The sequence below is a fragment of the Pseudomonas sp. NFX1 genome, from assembly GCF_051123555.1.
In the GTDB taxonomy this organism is placed as follows: Bacteria; Pseudomonadota; Gammaproteobacteria; order Pseudomonadales; family Pseudomonadaceae; genus Aquipseudomonas; species Aquipseudomonas capeferrum.
In genome coordinates this window covers 5,582,837-5,598,413 of the sequence record NZ_CP169366.1, presented here as the reverse complement: position 1 = coordinate 5,598,413, position 15,577 = coordinate 5,582,837, and the positions used below count along the sequence as shown (strand labels likewise).

Annotated in this window: 14 protein-coding genes and 1 pseudogene; 7 read left to right on the top strand and 8 right to left on the bottom strand. The window is 62.5% G+C overall.

Translation table 11 applies throughout. The features are described 5' to 3' along the window. Nucleotides 1–45: 45 nt before the first annotated feature. A pseudogene (locus DJ563_RS25170) lies at nucleotides 46–1,182 on the bottom strand (5-methyltetrahydropteroyltriglutamate--homocysteine S-methyltransferase); the annotation flags it as partial. 214 nt (nucleotides 1,183–1,396) lie between these two features. Between DJ563_RS25170 and DJ563_RS25165 the strand changes: the two are divergent. Beyond that, nucleotides 1,397–2,884 (top strand): methylenetetrahydrofolate reductase C-terminal domain-containing protein, encoded by a 1,488-nt coding sequence (locus DJ563_RS25165; RefSeq protein WP_274099614.1) that lies wholly within the window; start codon nucleotides 1,397–1,399, stop codon nucleotides 2,882–2,884. Here the strand turns inward: DJ563_RS25165 and yjiA are convergent. The 3 genes from yjiA to DJ563_RS25150 form a co-directional block, all read right to left on the bottom strand. Next, complete coding sequence (gene yjiA, locus DJ563_RS25160) at nucleotides 2,844–3,821, bottom strand: GTPase (protein ID WP_274099615.1); 978 nt, start codon at nucleotides 3,819–3,821, stop codon at nucleotides 2,844–2,846. The genes DJ563_RS25165 and yjiA overlap by 41 nt on opposite strands. A 78-nt stretch (nucleotides 3,822–3,899) precedes the next feature. After that, a complete protein-coding gene (locus DJ563_RS25155; RefSeq protein WP_027595234.1) occupies nucleotides 3,900–4,097 on the bottom strand; it encodes a YbdD/YjiX family protein in 198 nt (65 codons plus the stop codon). Between the two features lie 17 nt (nucleotides 4,098–4,114). Further along, nucleotides 4,115–6,181 (bottom strand): carbon starvation CstA family protein, encoded by a 2,067-nt coding sequence (locus DJ563_RS25150; protein WP_274099616.1) that lies wholly within the window; start codon nucleotides 6,179–6,181, stop codon nucleotides 4,115–4,117. A 209-nt stretch (nucleotides 6,182–6,390) separates the two neighbouring features. Between DJ563_RS25150 and DJ563_RS25145 the strand changes: the two genes are divergently transcribed. The 3 genes from DJ563_RS25145 to DJ563_RS25135 all read left to right on the top strand — a co-directional run bounded on the left by DJ563_RS25145 (nucleotide 6,391) and on the right by DJ563_RS25135 (nucleotide 9,374). Next, on the top strand, nucleotides 6,391–7,122 hold the full coding sequence (locus tag DJ563_RS25145) for a lytic polysaccharide monooxygenase auxiliary activity family 9 protein (RefSeq protein ID WP_274099617.1): 732 nt from the start codon (nucleotides 6,391–6,393) through the stop codon (nucleotides 7,120–7,122). A 103-nt stretch (nucleotides 7,123–7,225) separates the two neighbouring features. Continuing rightward, nucleotides 7,226–7,591: a PilZ domain-containing protein gene (locus DJ563_RS25140; protein WP_033702937.1), complete on the top strand. Its 366-nt coding sequence runs from the start codon at nucleotides 7,226–7,228 to the stop codon at nucleotides 7,589–7,591. A gap of 265 nt (nucleotides 7,592–7,856) precedes the next feature. Further along, nucleotides 7,857–9,374, top strand: a complete 1,518-nt coding sequence (locus DJ563_RS25135) for a nucleobase:cation symporter-2 family protein (RefSeq protein WP_274099618.1) — start codon at nucleotides 7,857–7,859, stop codon at nucleotides 9,372–9,374. A gap of 79 nt (nucleotides 9,375–9,453) precedes the next feature. On the opposite strand, the gene radA is transcribed toward DJ563_RS25135, so the two are convergent. Then, entirely contained in the window at nucleotides 9,454–10,824 is a 1,371-nt protein-coding gene (gene radA, locus DJ563_RS25130) for a DNA repair protein RadA (protein ID WP_033702939.1), read from the bottom strand. Nucleotides 10,825–11,001: 177 nt separating this feature from the next. On the opposite strand from radA, the gene mscL reads away from it, so the two are divergent. Then, nucleotides 11,002–11,421, top strand: a complete 420-nt coding sequence (mscL, locus tag DJ563_RS25125; protein ID WP_033702940.1) for a large-conductance mechanosensitive channel protein MscL — start codon at nucleotides 11,002–11,004, stop codon at nucleotides 11,419–11,421. A gap of 30 nt (nucleotides 11,422–11,451) precedes the next feature. Here the strand turns inward: mscL and DJ563_RS25120 are convergent, their stop codons facing one another. Further along, nucleotides 11,452–12,228, bottom strand: a complete 777-nt coding sequence (locus DJ563_RS25120; RefSeq protein ID WP_274099619.1) for a ferredoxin--NADP reductase — start codon at nucleotides 12,226–12,228, stop codon at nucleotides 11,452–11,454. Between the two features lie 212 nt (nucleotides 12,229–12,440). Between DJ563_RS25120 and DJ563_RS25115 the strand changes: the two genes are divergently transcribed. Together DJ563_RS25115 and DJ563_RS25110 are read left to right on the top strand one after the other, a co-directional pair. Beyond that, complete coding sequence (locus DJ563_RS25115; RefSeq protein ID WP_434518519.1) at nucleotides 12,441–13,148, top strand: autoinducer binding domain-containing protein; 708 nt, start codon at nucleotides 12,441–12,443, stop codon at nucleotides 13,146–13,148. A 96-nt stretch (nucleotides 13,149–13,244) separates the two neighbouring features. After that, complete coding sequence (locus DJ563_RS25110) at nucleotides 13,245–14,369, top strand: methyltransferase (RefSeq protein WP_434518518.1); 1,125 nt, start codon at nucleotides 13,245–13,247, stop codon at nucleotides 14,367–14,369. Nucleotides 14,370–14,401: 32 nt separating this feature from the next. Here DJ563_RS25110 and DJ563_RS25105 read toward each other — a convergent pair whose 3' ends face one another. Next, nucleotides 14,402–14,557, bottom strand: coding sequence for a DUF2474 domain-containing protein (locus tag DJ563_RS25105; protein WP_033702943.1), 156 nt, complete (start codon nucleotides 14,555–14,557; stop codon nucleotides 14,402–14,404). A gap of 9 nt (nucleotides 14,558–14,566) precedes the next feature. After that, nucleotides 14,567–15,574 carry a cytochrome d ubiquinol oxidase subunit II gene (gene cydB / locus DJ563_RS25100; protein WP_274100082.1) on the bottom strand — a complete coding sequence of 336 codons (1,008 nt, stop codon included), beginning with the start codon at nucleotides 15,572–15,574 and terminating at the stop codon, nucleotides 14,567–14,569. Between the last annotated feature and the right edge of the window lie 3 nt (nucleotides 15,575–15,577).

Below are 15,577 nucleotides of genomic sequence, written 5' to 3'. Positions count from 1 at the left end.
GAGCCGGCATTATAAGCACCCGTAGCGGCCCGATGATCAAGCCGTGGCGCGCAACGCGCGGGCAGCCTCTGGCGCGTCGACCGCTTTACTCAGCGCGGCCACTTCCTGGCACTTCTGCACGGCGAAGGCCAACCCGCCTTTGCGCTCGGCGTCGAGCTGGTCTTCACGGGCCAGCCCCAATGGGTTGTGCAACAGCGAGCAGGACGGCGCGACCCACAGGCGGTCACCCAGGCGTTCGGCCGCGTGCTGCAACACAGCCAGGGCTTTTTCCAGGTCGCAAGCCGAGACGCTACAGCCGTCGACCAGGCCCAACGACAGGACCTTGTATGCCGGCAGGCGGTCGAGCAGGGTCGGGTACTGGTCTGGCGCACGCACCAGGTCGATGTGCAGGCCATCGACGGGCAGGTTCGCCGCCAGGCCCAGGTTTTCTTCGAGGCCCCCAAAGTAGGTGGCGATCAGTTTCTTCAGCGGCGCACGTTGCAGGATGTTGTAAACGCGCTCGTAGGCGTTTTTCCAGTCTTGCGGCAAATCCAGCACCAAGATCGGCTCGTCGATCTGCACCCATTCAACGCCCTGTGCGGCCAGGCGGTTGAAGATTTCGTCGTACAGCGGCAACAACCGGTCGACCAGCTCAAGCTTGTCCATGTCGGCGCCTTGGGCCTTGCCCAGCCACAGATAGGTCAGCGGGCCGATCACCACAGGTTTGACCGCATGGCCCAGGGCCTTGGCTTCTTCGACCTCTTCGAACAGCTGCTCCCAACTGAGGGCAAACTGTTGGTCGGCGGTGAACTCCGGTACCCGGTAGTGATAGTTGCTGTCGAACCACCGGGTCATCTCCTGGGCGTGGGCACCGCCGCTGTCGCTGCGCTCGGTCGTGCCTCGAGCCATGGCGACCACGGTTTGCAAAGTGGGCTTGGCACCATCGTGGCCGCGAAAGCGCTGCGGGACGACACCGAAGGTCAGCGAATGGGTCAGCACCTGGTCGTGCCAGGCGAAATCGCCCACCGGCAGCAGCTCGATGCCAGCGTCCTTCTGCGCCTGCCAATGGCTGGCACGCAGCGCGCGGCCCACAGCGCGCAGGCCGGCTTCGTCGAGTTCACCTTGCAAGAAGGCTTCCTGGGCTTTTTTCAGTTCGCGATCATGGCCGATGCGTTGAAAGCCCAGGGAATGTGCCAGTGCCATGTCTCGTGCCTCAGAATGTCTAAATGAATGTGGGCATTTTCGGGACCAACAAGCGCTGAGACAAACTCATTTAATTTGATATGAAATCAAGATTTACTCATGTTGATGTGTCCACCTGCATGTCTCGTTCAGAGCAGCACCCTACGCATCCGGACATGACCCCATCGGCCCTTTGCCGCACAATGCCACCCTGCCCCAACCCGGTGCCCGATCCATGAGCCTGCTGAAAACGGCGCTGCACGAAAAAACCTTCGTCTGCGTCATGGAGTTCGTCCCCAAGCCCTCGGCGGATCGTTTCGCCGCCATGGAAGCGATCATGGCCCGCGCGCACCTGTGTGGCTGGCCGATGACCGTGGCCATCGGTGATCGCGTCGGCAGCCCACTGGACCTGTCGCCTCTGGACGCCCTCGCCAGCTTCAGCTCGCCCGTGCCTGCCCTGCCGCACTTTTCTGGCAAGGACCGCGAACGGCACCACTTGCTGGCGCAACTGCAACGCATGGATGCCGACGGGCTTGACCAACTGCTGCTGCTCACTGGCGACCGCCTGCCTGGGCATCAACCCGCAGAGCGCCCGGTGCGCTACCTGGAATCGGTGGCCGCCCTGCAGCTCGCGCGCCAGGCTTGCCCACACTGGTTGCTCGGTGCCGCCCTCAACCCATTCAAGTACTGCGAGGAAGAAGGCGGCGCGCAGTACTTCAAGGCCGAGAAAAAACTGGCTGCGGGCGCCGACTTCCTGACCCTGCAACTGGGCTTCGATGCCAGCAAGCATCAGGAAGCCCAAACCTGGATGAACCGCCAGCCGCACCCGAAACCCTTGCTGGCCTGCCTGATGAGCCTTACCCATGGCCGCGCCGCAATGCTCGATCACGTGGCCGGGGTGACGGTCACGCCGTCCATGCGCGACATGCTCGAAGCGGAAGCAGCGGTGTCCAAGGCCCACGCCCAGGCGCGCAGCGTCGACCGGCTGGCGCTGCAGGTGATTGGTGTAAAACTGATGGGTTACGCCGGGGTGCACTTGTCCGGCATTCACGAACTCAAGCAGCTGTTGGCCCTGGAACAACGCATCGAACACTGGCAAGCGCAGATCTACTCACTGGAACAGTGGGCGCCAGCCTGGGCGGCCAGTTGGCAGGTGCCCGGCCTGCCTGCCGTGGTCTTTCATCCGCCGTCAGCGAGCTGGCGCCAGGGCGAGTCGAAGGTCAGCGCGTCGAACAAAGAGAAGGCGCGGTACCACCTGCTGCACGCTTCCCATGCCTTGCTGTTCAGCCGCAGCAACTGGCTGAGCCAGGCATTCGGCTGGGCCGTTCGCCAACCGTTGTGGGCAACAGCCCGCGGTGCCCGCGTGCTGCACGGGGTGGAGCGTGCGCTGAAGCGACCGCTGGTGGGCTGCGACACCTGCGGCCGCTGCCGCCTCGAAGACACGCTCTACATCTGCCCGGAAACCTGCCCCAAGGGCCTGGCCAACGGCCCCTGCGGCGGTACCTCGCTGAACCGCTGCGAATTCGGCGACCGCGAATGCATCCACAGCGTCAAGTACCGCACCGCCAAGGCCGTGCGGCAGACGGCTGTGCTCACCGAGCGGCTGATCCCGTGCATCGAAGTGCAAACCCGCCACCGCAGCTCATGGCCGGCCTGGTTCGCGGCCCAGGCACCTCACCGGCTCAAGCCCTGCTCAAAGCCTCGAACCCAGCCCGAATCGTAGCCTCGGGCAGGTCATCGGCAATGAACACCAGCACGCTTTCGCGGGCCTCGCCTGCTGCCCATTCGGCATCCCAGTCAAAGCCGTAGAGCTTGAGCACGCCTTGAAACACCAGGCGACGATCGTCCCCGGCAATATTCAGCACGCCCTTGTAACGCAGCAATTGCTTGCCGTGGGTTTCCAGCAGCGCGTTCATGAAGTCGCTGAGGCGGTCGATGTCCAGCGGGGTGTCGGTGCGCAACACCAAGGTCGAGATACGGTCCGGGGTGGCCGGCTTGAGCACCGGGCGCAGGGCCGGCTTGAGGCTGGCACCCAGGTCGGTATTGAGGTTGAAACCGCGCACATCGAGCAGTTCGGCCAGGTCGATGCGCCCCTGTTCGACCACACGAATGGCGGCACGGCCGTTGATGCGCGACAGGCGCTCGCGCAGGGCATCCACCGCCGCAGGTTCGACCAGGTCGGTCTTGCTCAGCAGCAGGCGGTCGGCAAAACCGACCTGGGCTTGGGCAATGGCCTGGGTCAGGTGCAGCTCGGCATGGGCGGCGTCGACCAGGGTGATGATGCCGTCGAGGATGTAGCGATCACGCAGGTCCTCGTCGATGAAAAAAGTCTGCGCAACCGGTGCAGGGTCGGCAAGCCCGGTGCATTCGATCACCAGGCGGTCGAAGGCGATTTCGCCGGCGTCCAGGCGCTCCAGCAGCAGGTACAGGGCGCGGGTGAGGTCACCATGGATGCTGCAGCACACGCAGCCGTTGGCCAGGGTCATGACCTGCACCGGCTCGTCGCCCAGCAGCTGGCTGTCGATACCGGCCTCGCTGAACTCGTTCTCGATCACGGCGATCTTCAGGCCGTGCTCGGCCTTGAGCATGTGCTTGAGCAAGGTGGTCTTGCCGGCACCCAGAAAGCCGGTCAGTACGGTGACGGGAATAGGCGATTGCACGCAAAAAGCTCCTGAAGCTGAATATGAATGTGGGAGCCCGGCTGCCCGGGCTCCCACAGTTTCACAGGTGTTGCAGGCTCAACAGCACTTGGGCCCGGACTTGCCACCGTAACGCGCTTCCTGGCGTTCACGGAAGAACGCCTCGTAGCTCATCACCGGTTTGTCCGGGTGCTTGTTCTGCATGTGTTCGACATAGTTGTCGTAGTCGGGCATGCCGACCATCAGGCGGGCTGCCTGCCCCAGGTACTTACCCAGTCGACCCAGGTCGTTGAACATAGCTGCAGTCCTCTCGATTACGCGTCAGGCAAGGCCTGGAACGGGGTTTCCTTGTCGCTGCGCTCCTTGCGGCCCCAGGCGGCGTAGCCGACCTTGATGGCGAAGAACAGGATGCTGAACACCACCAGCAGGAACAGAATCGTCAGGCCCGCGTTGGTGTAGGCGTTGTAGATCACGTGCTGCATCTGCCCGATGTCCTTGGCCGGGGCCAGTACCTGGCCGGCATCCAGCGCAGTGCTGTACTTCTTGGCCAGGGCCAGGAAGCCAACGGCCGGGTTCGGGTCGAACAGCTTGATCAGGCCTGCGGCAGTGGTACAGATCAGCAGCCACACGGCCGGCACCAGGGTGACCCAGATGTAGCGCTGACGCTTCATCTTGATCAGCACCACAGTACCGAGCATCAAGGCGATACCGGCCAGCATCTGGTTGGAGATGCCAAACAGCGGCCACAAGGTGTTGATGCCACCCAGCGGGTCGATCACGCCCTGGTACAGCAGATAACCCCACATTGCCACGCAGCCAGCGGTGGCGAGCAGGTTGGCACCCCACGATTCGGTGCGTTTGAGCGCCGGCACGAAGCTGCCCAGCAGGTCCTGCAGCATGAAGCGCCCGGCACGGGTACCGGCGTCCACGGCGGTGAGGATGAACAGGGCCTCGAACAGGATCGCGAAGTGGTACCAGAAGGCCATGGTGTTCTCACCCGGCAGCACCTGGTGAAGGATCTGCGCGATACCCACCGCCAACGTTGGCGCACCACCGGCACGGGCCAGCACGGTGTGCTCGCCAATGTCGCGGGCGACCGCTTCGAGCTGCTCAGGGGTGATCAGGAAGCCCCAACTGCTGACCGTCTGCGCCACCGTAGCAACGTCGGCGCCGACCACCGCAGCCGGGCTGTTCATGGCGAAGTACACGCCAGGCTCGATCACCGAGGCGGCGACCATGGCCATGATGGCGACGAACGACTCCATCAGCATGCCGCCGTAGCCGATGTAACGGGCGTTGGTTTCGTTATCCAGCAGCTTGGGCGTGGTGCCCGAGGAAATCAGCGCGTGGAAGCCCGATACCGCACCGCAGGCAATGGTGATGAACAGGAACGGGAACAACGTGCCCTTCCAGACCGGCCCAGTACCGTCGGTGAACTGGGTCAGGGCCGGCATTTTCAGCTCTGGCGCGATAATCAGGATACCGATGGCCAGGCCAACGATGGTGCCGATCTTGAGGAAGGTCGACAGGTAGTCACGCGGCGCCAGCACCAGCCATACCGGCAGTACGGCAGCGACGAAGCCATAACCCACCAGCATCCAGGTGATCTGCACACCGGTGAAGGTGAACGCCGGGCCCCAGACCGGGTCGGCAGCGATCACGCCGCCCAGCCAGATCGACGCCAGCAGCAGCACCACGCCGACCACCGAGATCTCGCCGATGCGGCCCGGGCGGATATAGCGCATGTAGATGCCCATGAACATCGCGATCGGGATGGTCGCCATCACCGTGAACATGCCCCATGGGCTCTCGGCCAGGGCCTTGACCACGATCAGCGCCAGCACCGCGAGGATGATGATCATGATCAGGAAGCAGCCGAACAGGGCGATGGTGCCCGGGATCCGGCCCATTTCCTCGCGCACCATGTCGCCCAGCGAGCGACCGTTGCGGCGGGTGGACATGAACAGGACCATGAAGTCCTGCACCGCACCGGCCAGCACAACGCCGGCGATCAGCCAGAGCGTGCCGGGCAGGTAGCCCATCTGCGCGGCGAGTACCGGGCCGACCAGTGGGCCGGCGCCGGCGATGGCGGCAAAGTGGTGGCCGAACAGGATGTGCTTGTTGGTCGGAACGTAGTCCAGGCCATCGTTGTTGAGCACCGCCGGGGTGGCACGGCGAGGGTCGAGTTGCATCACCTTGGTGGCGATGAACAGGCTGTAGTAGCGGTAGGCGACCAGATAGATGGCCACTGCCGCGACCACGATCCACAAGGCGTTGATCGCCTCGCCGCGACGCAGGGCGACAACACCCAGCGCGCAGGCTCCTATGACCGCCAACGCCAGCCACGGGATGTGGCGTAGCAGGCTGTTATTGTTGTTCATGGCATGCTTCCAGCTAAGTGGTTGGAATAGACAGCCCCTTGAGTCTAGGGCCTGCTTGACGGCTTTACCATCCCGATTTGGCGCTCAGCCACTGACCAGCACGCGCTCTAGCACGCGACTACCCGAACAACCCGCAGGCTGCGACGGAAACGTTACTTCGGCTGACCTGTCATTTCTGTCAGTTGTCCAGGGTGGCAACCGCGCATTAAATGATCAGGCAAACCCGTCGCCACGATATGACACACGGTGTGCAAACGTTCGAACCGTGCGTCGAACATTTGATAACCATCAAGCAGGGACAGATGATGACTCAGGATAAGAGTAAATCCACGCGTGACTCAGGCCCCATCGAACCCAACCATGGCTCGATCTCGACGCCCAAGTCCCGAGCGACCTTCGCTGAGGAGAGACGCCTCATTGAGGGAAATCTTCACAACGGCATCGAAAGCGGCAAATTCTTCCCGCAGACCACGGGCGGGCTGGCCGATCCCTACGCCAAGGACGACGTGAGAAGTATGGCACCACCGGTCGATGGCAAGATTGCCAGCGGCGAAAGGCCGGGCGCTGCCTACCTGGACCGCACAGATGTCGACTGGGACAAGCATGACGTTACCAGCGACACACCGCTGGAGTTCGTCTGGAGCTTCAGCGCGCGCCACAAGTACCGCCGTTTCAACTACTTCATCACCAAAGCCGGATGGAACCCGACTCAGCCGCTTTCGCGTGCACAGTTCGAACCTGAACCCTTCGCTACTTTCCTCAATGAACGCCAACCTTATTGGGGCTACTCGGATGAAGAAATGTGGCCGGAGCAGCCGACCAAGCACACGCTGAAGTTGCCTGAGCGCGACGGTTATCATGTGCTGCTTGGGGTATGGGAAATTGCCGAGACCGATAAAGCCTTCTATCAGGTGGTTGACCTGAATTTCGTCCCCGACTAAGGGTGGCACGGGGCGACTGCCGCAGACGGCACCTTGTCGCTCGCCATCAGGCAGAACAGGCCATGGCTGGTCTATAGTCAGAACATCTGACGAGGGGCCCGCCATGACCACTTCTTCCAACAATCGCCGACGCTTCCAGCGCATAGACTTCGACGCCCCCACCGAACTGCGCCAGGGTGACCGCCGCTGGCCAGTCAAACTGCTTGACCTGTCGCTCAAGGGCCTGCTGGTCGAGCGCCCCCAGCCGTGGAATGCCGACCTCTCTCAGGACTTCGATGCGGTGATCCACCTTGACCCGCATACCCACGTGCGGATGCAGGTGGAGCTTCGTCATGAAGAAGCGCAGCGCCTGGGCTTCGTCTGCCTCTACATCGACCTCGATTCGATGAGCCATTTGCACCGTCTTGTGGAACTGAACGTGGCCGACAGCACCGAAATGATGCGGGAGCTGCGCGAACTCATCGAATAATGGGATCTCTTAGCTAGCTAACATCCTTCCCACCTAGCGTTTCCTGTCTACCCAGACAGCTTTAAGCCGGGGTAGCAGCTCTTTGTACACACCCCTCTAGTACAGCCTTTCATGACTTGGTACGCGTTCTGCATTGGGTTTCAGGCCACCCTGAAGCCCGGCTTGTTCGCGCTCCGATCAAAATATTGTATACAATTCTTGTAGCAATCAATTGTAGGAAGTGTCTACAGTAGCGGCACAACAATAAACGCAGAGAGCCTGCTCCATGACTACGTCCCCTAGCACGTCTCCCGCCAAGCGCCCCGAGGATGAAAACCTCGGCCTTGGGGCCAACCTGGCCTATGGTCTGCAGCATGTGTTGACCATGTATGGAGGGATCGTTGCGGTACCCCTGATTCTGGGGCAGGCCGCGGGCCTGAATGGTGCCGAAATCGGCATGCTGATCGCCGCGTCGTTGTTTGCCGGTGGCCTGGCCACCTTGCTGCAGACGCTTGGCCTGCCGTTCTTCGGTTGCCAGTTGCCGCTGGTGCAGGGCGTATCGTTCGCCGGCGTGGCAACCATGGGCGCCATTCTCAGCAGCGAAGGCGGTGGTGGCCTGCCGGGTGTGCTGGGTGCGGTCATGGCGGCCTCGTTCATCGGCTTCCTGATCACCCCGGTGTTCTCGCGCATCACCAAGTTCTTCCCACCCCTGGTGACCGGTATCGTCATCACCACCATCGGCTTGACCCTGATGCCAGTGGCGGCACGCTGGGTGATGGGCGGCAACAGTGCTTCACCGGAGTTCGGCAGCGTGGCCAACATCGGCCTGGCGGCACTGACCTTCGCCATCGTGCTGCTGCTGAGCAAGCTGGGCAGCGCGACCATCTCGCGCCTGTCGATTCTCCTGGCCATGGTGTTTGGCACCCTGATCGCCTGGGGGCTGGGCATGACCGACTTCAGCAAGGTCACCCAAGGCCCGATGTTCGCCTTCCCCACGCCGTTCCATTTCGGCATGCCGGAATTCCACATCGCCGCGATCCTGTCGATGTGCATCGTGATCATGGTGACCCTGGTGGAAACCTCGGCCGACATCCTCGCGGTGGGCGACATCATTGAAACCAAGGTCGACTCCAAGCGCCTGGGCAATGGCCTGCGTGCCGACATGGCATCGAGCATCCTGGCACCGATCTTCGGCTCGTTCACCCAGAGCGCCTTCGCCCAGAACGTCGGCCTGGTGGCCGTGACCGGGGTCAAGAGCCGCTACGTGGTGGCCACCGGTGGCGTGATCCTGGTGGTGCTCGGCTTGCTGCCGGTCATGGGCCGGGTGATTGCCGCCGTGCCTACCCCGGTATTGGGCGGCGCGGGCATCGTGCTGTTCGGCACCGTGGCAGCCAGCGGCATCCGTACCCTGTCCAAGGTCAGCTACAAGAACAACGTCAACCTGATCATCGTCGCTGCTTCGCTGGGCTTCGGCATGATCCCGATTGCCGCACCGACCTTCTACCACCACTTCCCGAACTGGTTCGAGACCATCTTCCACTCGGGCATCAGCTCGGCGGCGATCATGGCGATTCTGCTGAACCTGATCTTCAACCACTTCACCACTGGCAACTCGGACCAGCAGTCGGTATTTGCCGCAGCCTACGAACGCACCATCCAGTATTCGGACATTTCTGCACTGCGCGATGGCGATTACTTCAAGGATGGCAAGCTGTTCGATGCCGAAGGTAATGAAGTGCCGATGCTGGAGCTGGACGAGCATGGCAACGAGGCGCCCAGGCGCAGCCCGGTTGCCGAGCATTGACCGCTGATTGAGCGGTTAAGCAAGGGGAGCCGATGCGCATCGTCGGCTCCCCTTTTTGTTTGCCTTTACAGGCAATACATCACTCGAACAGGGCATCCAAAGCCTGCTCCAGCCGGGTCACGGCGATCACCTGCAACCCTGCCGGCGGCTCCTTCGGCGCATTGCCCTTGGGCACGATGGCCCGCTTGAAGCCATGCTTGGCCGCCTCTTTCAGCCGCTCTTGGCCACTGGGCACCGGCCGCACCTCGCCCGACAAGCCAATCTCGCCAAACACCAGCAACCCATGGGCCAACGGCCGGTTGCGCAGGCTGGACATCACCGCCGCCAACAAAGCCAGGTCAGAAGCCGTCTCCAGCACCTTCACGCCGCCCACCACGTTGAGGAACACATCCTGGTCGTGGGTAGGAATGCCGCCATGGCGGTGCAGTACTGCCAGCAACATGGCCAGGCGGTTCTGGTCCAGGCCAAGGGTCACCCGGCGCGGGTTGGCCAGGTGGCTGTCATCGACCAGCGCCTGCACCTCGACCAGCATCGGCCGGGTGCCCTCCCAGGTGGCCATCACCACACTGCCCGGCACCTCTTCCTGGGTGCGATTAAGGAAGATCGCCGAAGGGTTCGAAACCTCCTTGAGGCCGCGGTCGGTCATGCCGAACACGCCCAGTTCGTTGACCGCGCCAAAGCGGTTCTTCACCGCCCGCAGCAGGCGCAGGCGGCCATCGGACTCACCCTCGAAATACAGCACGGTGTCAACCATGTGCTCCAGCACGCGCGGCCCGGCCAGCGAGCCTTCCTTGGTGACGTGGCCCACCAGGAAGATGGCGGTGCCGCTCTGCTTGGCGTAACGCACCAGCAACGCCGTACTCTCGCGCACCTGGGCCACGCCACCGGGCGCCGATTGCAGCTGTTCGGTGAAAATGGTCTGGATCGAGTCGATGACCATGACGCGGGGCTTTTCCTGGCGAGCCGTGGCGATGATGGTCTCGATACAGGTTTCGGTCATCACCTTGAGCTGGTCCTGGGGCAGGCCCAGGCGGCGCGAGCGCATCGCCACCTGCTGTTGCGACTCTTCGCCGGTGACATACAGCGCAGGCATGTGCACGGCAATGTTGCACAGGGTCTGCAACAGAATGGTCGACTTGCCGATACCCGGGTCACCGCCGATCAGCACCACCGAGCCATCGACCAAACCGCCACCCAGCACGCGGTCCAGTTCGCTGCTGCTGGTGGTGAAGCGCGGGATCTCTTCCACGCTGACTTCGGCCAGGGTCTTGATCTGCGCCTGTTGCCCGGTCCAGCCGGCCCGGCCACTGCTGGGCGCCGCCGCCCCGCCGCTCTCGATCATGGTTTCGACCAGGGTGTTCCAGGCCCCGCATTCGCCGCACTGGCCGGCCCATTTGGGGAAGGTCGCGCCGCATTCGGTGCAGCCATACAAGCGCTTGGCCTTGGCCATGGGCGGTTTCTCCTGGAAAAAACCGCCATGATAGCCGAGCGAGACGTGTCTCGAACGCTTCGGCGTGCGACAAAACTATTCGTTCTAACCGCAGTCACTACCCCTGAACACAACGCATGAAGCGTTTTAGTGGCTTACACTGCGTTAACCTCACCATTTGTTACAAAGGAATCGAACATGGGCATGATCAGTGAGTTCAAGGCCTTCGCGGTCAAAGGCAACGTCGTCGACATGGCGGTCGGTATCATCATCGGCGCGGCCTTCGGCAAGATCGTCTCGTCCTTCGTGGGTGACGTGGTCATGCCACCACTGGGCCTTTTGATCGGTGGCGTGGACTTCAGCGACCTGGCCATTACCTTGAAGGCAGCAGAAGGCGACGTTCCGGCAGTCATGCTGGCCTACGGCAAGTTCATCCAGACCGTGATCGACTTCTTGATCGTAGCGTTCGCCATCTTCATGGGCGTGAAGGCGATCAACCGCCTGAAGCGCGAAGAGGCCGTGGCACCGAGCGCGCCGCCCGTGCCAAGTGCCGAAGAGACGTTGCTGACCGAAATCCGCGACCTGCTCAAGACGCAGAACCAAAACCGCCTGCCTTGAAGGTGCCGGGGCCGCATTGCGGCCCCCGTGTCACCAGTAGTTTTCTACCGCCACCTGCCCCGGGCGCTTGCTCAGGCTCAACTGCAGATCACGCGCCTTGAGCACCTTGCGCGTTTCATCGATCATCTCCGGGTTGCCGCAGAGCATCACGCGTGAATGCTCGGGCGACAGCGCAAGCCCCGCCGCCTTCTCCAGCTCACCGTTCTCGATCAACGTGGTAATGCGTGCATTCAATGCCCCCGGATGCAGCTCACGGGTCACGATCGGGATGAACTGCAACTTGCCGGCGTACTCTGCCAGGTAGTCGCGCTGCTCCAACTCGGCGATTTCCTTCACGTAGGCCAGTTCCTTCGCCTCGCGCACCGAGTACACCAGCTTGATGCTGTCGAAACGCTCCCAGGCCTCGAAGTCCTGCAGGATGGACATGAACGGTGCAATGCCGGTGCCGGTGGCCAGCAACCACAGGTCGCGGCCGCCGATGAAGCGATCGAGTGTCAAAAAGCCGAAGGCCTGCCGATCGATCAGCAGGCTGTCACCCTCGCCCAGCCGGCTCAGCTCGCTGGTGAACTCACCGCCGGGCACCACGATCGAGAAGAAGTCGAGGTACTCGTCATGGGGCGCGCTGACCATGGAATAGGCGCGCCACACCACACTGCCATCGGCCTTGGTTACCCCGAGACGAGCAAACTGGCCGGCCCGGAAGCGAAAGCCCGAATCGCGCGTTACCCGCAGGCTGAAGAGGTTCGGCGTCAGTGGCTGAACATCGAGCAGGGTCTGGCGGGTGAACTTTTCGGCGCTGGCAGTCATATCGGGCTCCAAGGTTGACGTGCGCACAGTGTCGCGCAAAGCGGCCTGGATAAAAACCACCGGTTTGTAAGGCCTCACCACGTCAATGCTGCCGATGTCGCAGACAAACGTGATCGCTATAACAAAAAATCACAACGCATTAGTAGGTTTTTCCTACAATGATGCGGGTATGCAAACGGATTGGATCCTGTTGCCCCTTAGGAGCGTTACGGATGCTTCACTGGAAACCCGAGCATCTCCATCAATTTGTCAGCGAGCGATCCCCGCGCAAATTGTTCGACATCGCTGTGCATTTGGTGCAAGACCTGGGTATGGAACACCTGGGGCTGAACATTCGCATACAGATTGCCACCCAGACACCGCGGTTGTACCTCTACAGCAATTACCCAGACGAATGGATCGAGCGCTATCAGCGTGATGATTTCTACAAGCAAGACCCGGCCGCACGCTTGAGCCATGGTCAGACCACACCTGTATTGTGGACCGACGAACTGTATTGCGAGGCCCCGCAATTTCGCGAGGCTGCCTGCCAGCACGGGCTGCGTCATGGTTGGACACAGTCGCTGCACGACCTGCAGCACAATGAAAGCCAAGTCAGCGTCGCCAGGCCAGCAGGCCAGATTGCAATCAACGAACTCTACGAAAAAGCCGCCAGCGTGCAGTGGCTGTGCCATACCCTGCACTCGGTACTGTGCGAGCACCACCTGGACGCGCTCTGCCCGCCTCAGCCGAAAATGAGCGAGCGGGAGCTGGAAGTGCTGAGGTGGTCAGCTGCAGGCAAGACCGCCGCCGACGTTGCCTCCATCCTGTCGCTGTCACAAAGTACGGTCAACTTCCATATCCGCAGCGTGATCACCAAGACCAACGCGGCCAACAAGGCAGGCGCCATCGCCATAGCCGCCCTGCGTGGGTGGATCTGACAGCCACCCCTGCGACTACCGGCAAAGCCCTGTAGAATGGCGCGGCAAAGCCCGTGGCGATCCGCAACGGGCAGATTCGTACCCGAGCCAGACGCCATGCCCTTGTTGACCACCCCCTACGCCGAACTCGACCTGATCCGCCAGCCGGACCAGGCCAACGACCCTCTGCAGGCATTCGACGCCGCTGACGAGTACCTGCTCGCGCACTTGCATGAGCAGGCGCCTGACGCCAGCTGCCGGGTATTGGTGCTCAATGACAGCTTCGGTGCCCTGGCCGCCAGCCTGGCCGGGCAGCTTGCAGTGACCAGCAGTGGCGATTCGCACCTGGCGCACCTGGCCCTGGAAAAAAACCTCGCGCGCAACGGCAAGCCGTTCGACAGCGTGCCGTTCGTACCGGCCAGCGAACCGTGGCAAGGCCCGTTCGACCGGGTGCTGGTACGCGTGCCGAAGACCCTGGCCTTGCTCGAGGAGCAGCTCATTCGCCTGCAGGGCCACCTGGCGCCCGGCGCGCAGGTGGTTGCCGGGGCGATGATCAAGCACCTGCCCCGTGCCGCCGGTGAGCTGATGGAAAAGTACATCGGCCCGGTTCAGGCCTCGCTGGCGCAAAAGAAGGCCCGACTGCTGACAGCCACCGTTGCCGACCGCCCGGCCGCGCGCTCGCCCTACCCTAGCCGCTATCAGCTCGAAACGCCGGCCCTTGAGCTGGTCAACCACGCCAACGTGTTCTGCCGCGATGGCCTGGATATCGGCACCCGTGCCTTTCTCCCGCACCTGCCGCGCAACCTGGGCCAGGCCCGTGTTGCCGACCTTGGCTGCGGCAACGGCGTCCTGGCGATCGCCAGCGCACTGGCCAACCCCGAGGCGCATTACACGCTGGTCGACGAGTCGTACATGGCGGTGCAATCGGCGCGGGAAAACTGGCAGGCGGCACTGGGCGAGCGCCCGGCATTGATGCTGGCGGCCGATGGTTTGGCGGGGGTAGAAAAGCAGTCGCTGGACGTGGTGCTGTGCAACCCGCCGTTCCACCAGCAACAGGTGGTGGGCGACTTCCTCGCCTGGCGCATGTTCCAGCAGGCCCGGGAGGCACTGGTGGTGGGCGGTGCGTTGTATATCGTCGGTAACCGTCACCTGGGTTACCACAGCAAGCTGGCGCGGCTGTTCCGAGGGGTGGAACAGGTGGCGGCGACGCCGAAGTTCGTGATTCTCAAGGCCCGCAAGTAAGTGGCTGGGGCCGCTTGGCGGCCCCAGCCCCTTTAATGGGTAGTCAGGCCGGCTGCCCCCATGAACAGCCGCATTACCCAGGCCGCCACCCCCAGGGCCGCCACGCTCATCGCCCAGATCAGCACCAGCCAACCCAGCCGCTGCCACAAGGGCTTTTTCTCTTCTACACCATGCTTGCCGGTCATCATGCGGCCCTCCTAGTGATAGCCGTCTTCGTGGGTCACCTTGCCGCGGAACACGTAGTAGCTCCAGAAGGTATAGCCAAGGATGAACGGCAGGATGAACAACGTCCCCACCAGCATGAACCCTTGGCTCTGCGGCGGCGCCGCGGCATCCCAGATCGAGATCGACGGCGGGATGATGTTCGGCCACACACTGATGCCCAGGCCGCTATAGCCGAGGAACACCAGCACCAGGGTCAGCAGGAACGGCGTGTAGTTGGCATTGCGAGCGACTGCCTTGAGCAACCCGTAGAAGGTCACCAGCACCAGGATCGGCACCGGCATGAACCAGATCAGGTTGGGCATGCTGAACCAGCGATCGGCAATCTGCGGGTAGGCGATCGGCGTCCACAGGCTGACGATACCGATCACCACCAGCAGCACCAGCGCCAGCGGCCTTGCCAGGTCATGCATCTGCAGTTGCAGCGGCCCTTCGGTCTTCATGATCAGCCAGGTGCAGCCCAGCAGGGTGTAGGCGACGATCAGGCCGAGGCCGCTGAACAGGCTGAACGGGGTCAGCCAGTCGAGCGTGCCACCGGCATAGTGGCGGTCGACCACCTTGAAGCCCTCGATGAACGCGCCCAGGGCAACCCCCTGGAAGAAGGTGGCGATCAGCGAACCCCAGATGAACGCCTTGTCCCAGATGTGGCGCTTGTCGTCCTTGGCCTTGAAGCGGAACTCGAAGGCCACGCCACGGAAGATCAGCCCGATCAGCATCAGGATCAGCGGCAGGTACAAGGCTTCAAGCACCACCGAATAGGCCATCGGGAAGGCCCCGAACAGCCCGGCGCCACCCAGCACCAGCCAGGTCTCGTTGCCGTCCCATACCGGGGCGACGGTGTTCATCATCACATCACGGTCACGCTCGCCCTTGACGAAGGGGAAGAGCATGCCGATGCCCAAGTCGAAACCATCCATCACCACGTACATCATGACGCCGAAGATGATGATCACGGCCCAGATCAGCGGAAGGTCGATACCCATGGC

Excerpts from the sequence above, each read along its gene's own strand:
- DJ563_RS25120 (WP_274099619.1), bottom strand. The coding sequence starts at position 12,228 with ATGACTGCCAGCGCCGAAAAGTTCACCCGCCAGACCCTGCTCGATGTT.
- DJ563_RS25165 (WP_274099614.1), top strand. The coding sequence starts at position 1,397 with ATGAGCCTGCTGAAAACGGCGCTGCACGAAAAAACCTTCGTCTGCGTC.
- DJ563_RS25145 (WP_274099617.1), top strand. The coding sequence starts at position 6,391 with ATGATCAGGCAAACCCGTCGCCACGATATGACACACGGTGTGCAAACG.
- DJ563_RS25110 (WP_434518518.1), top strand. The coding sequence starts at position 13,245 with ATGCCCTTGTTGACCACCCCCTACGCCGAACTCGACCTGATCCGCCAG.
- DJ563_RS25155 (WP_027595234.1), bottom strand. The coding sequence starts at position 4,097 with ATGTTCAACGACCTGGGTCGACTGGGTAAGTACCTGGGGCAGGCAGCC.
- DJ563_RS25140 (WP_033702937.1), top strand. The coding sequence starts at position 7,226 with ATGACCACTTCTTCCAACAATCGCCGACGCTTCCAGCGCATAGACTTC.
- DJ563_RS25135 (WP_274099618.1), top strand. The coding sequence starts at position 7,857 with ATGACTACGTCCCCTAGCACGTCTCCCGCCAAGCGCCCCGAGGATGAA.
- cydB (WP_274100082.1), bottom strand. The coding sequence starts at position 15,574 with ATGGGTATCGACCTTCCGCTGATCTGGGCCGTGATCATCATCTTCGGC.
- mscL (WP_033702940.1), top strand. The coding sequence starts at position 11,002 with ATGGGCATGATCAGTGAGTTCAAGGCCTTCGCGGTCAAAGGCAACGTC.
- DJ563_RS25115 (WP_434518519.1), top strand. The coding sequence starts at position 12,441 with ATGCTTCACTGGAAACCCGAGCATCTCCATCAATTTGTCAGCGAGCGA.
- DJ563_RS25150 (WP_274099616.1), bottom strand. The coding sequence starts at position 6,181 with ATGAACAACAATAACAGCCTGCTACGCCACATCCCGTGGCTGGCGTTG.
- radA (WP_033702939.1), bottom strand. The coding sequence starts at position 10,824 with ATGGCCAAGGCCAAGCGCTTGTATGGCTGCACCGAATGCGGCGCGACC.
- DJ563_RS25105 (WP_033702943.1), bottom strand. The coding sequence starts at position 14,557 with ATGATGACCGGCAAGCATGGTGTAGAAGAGAAAAAGCCCTTGTGGCAG.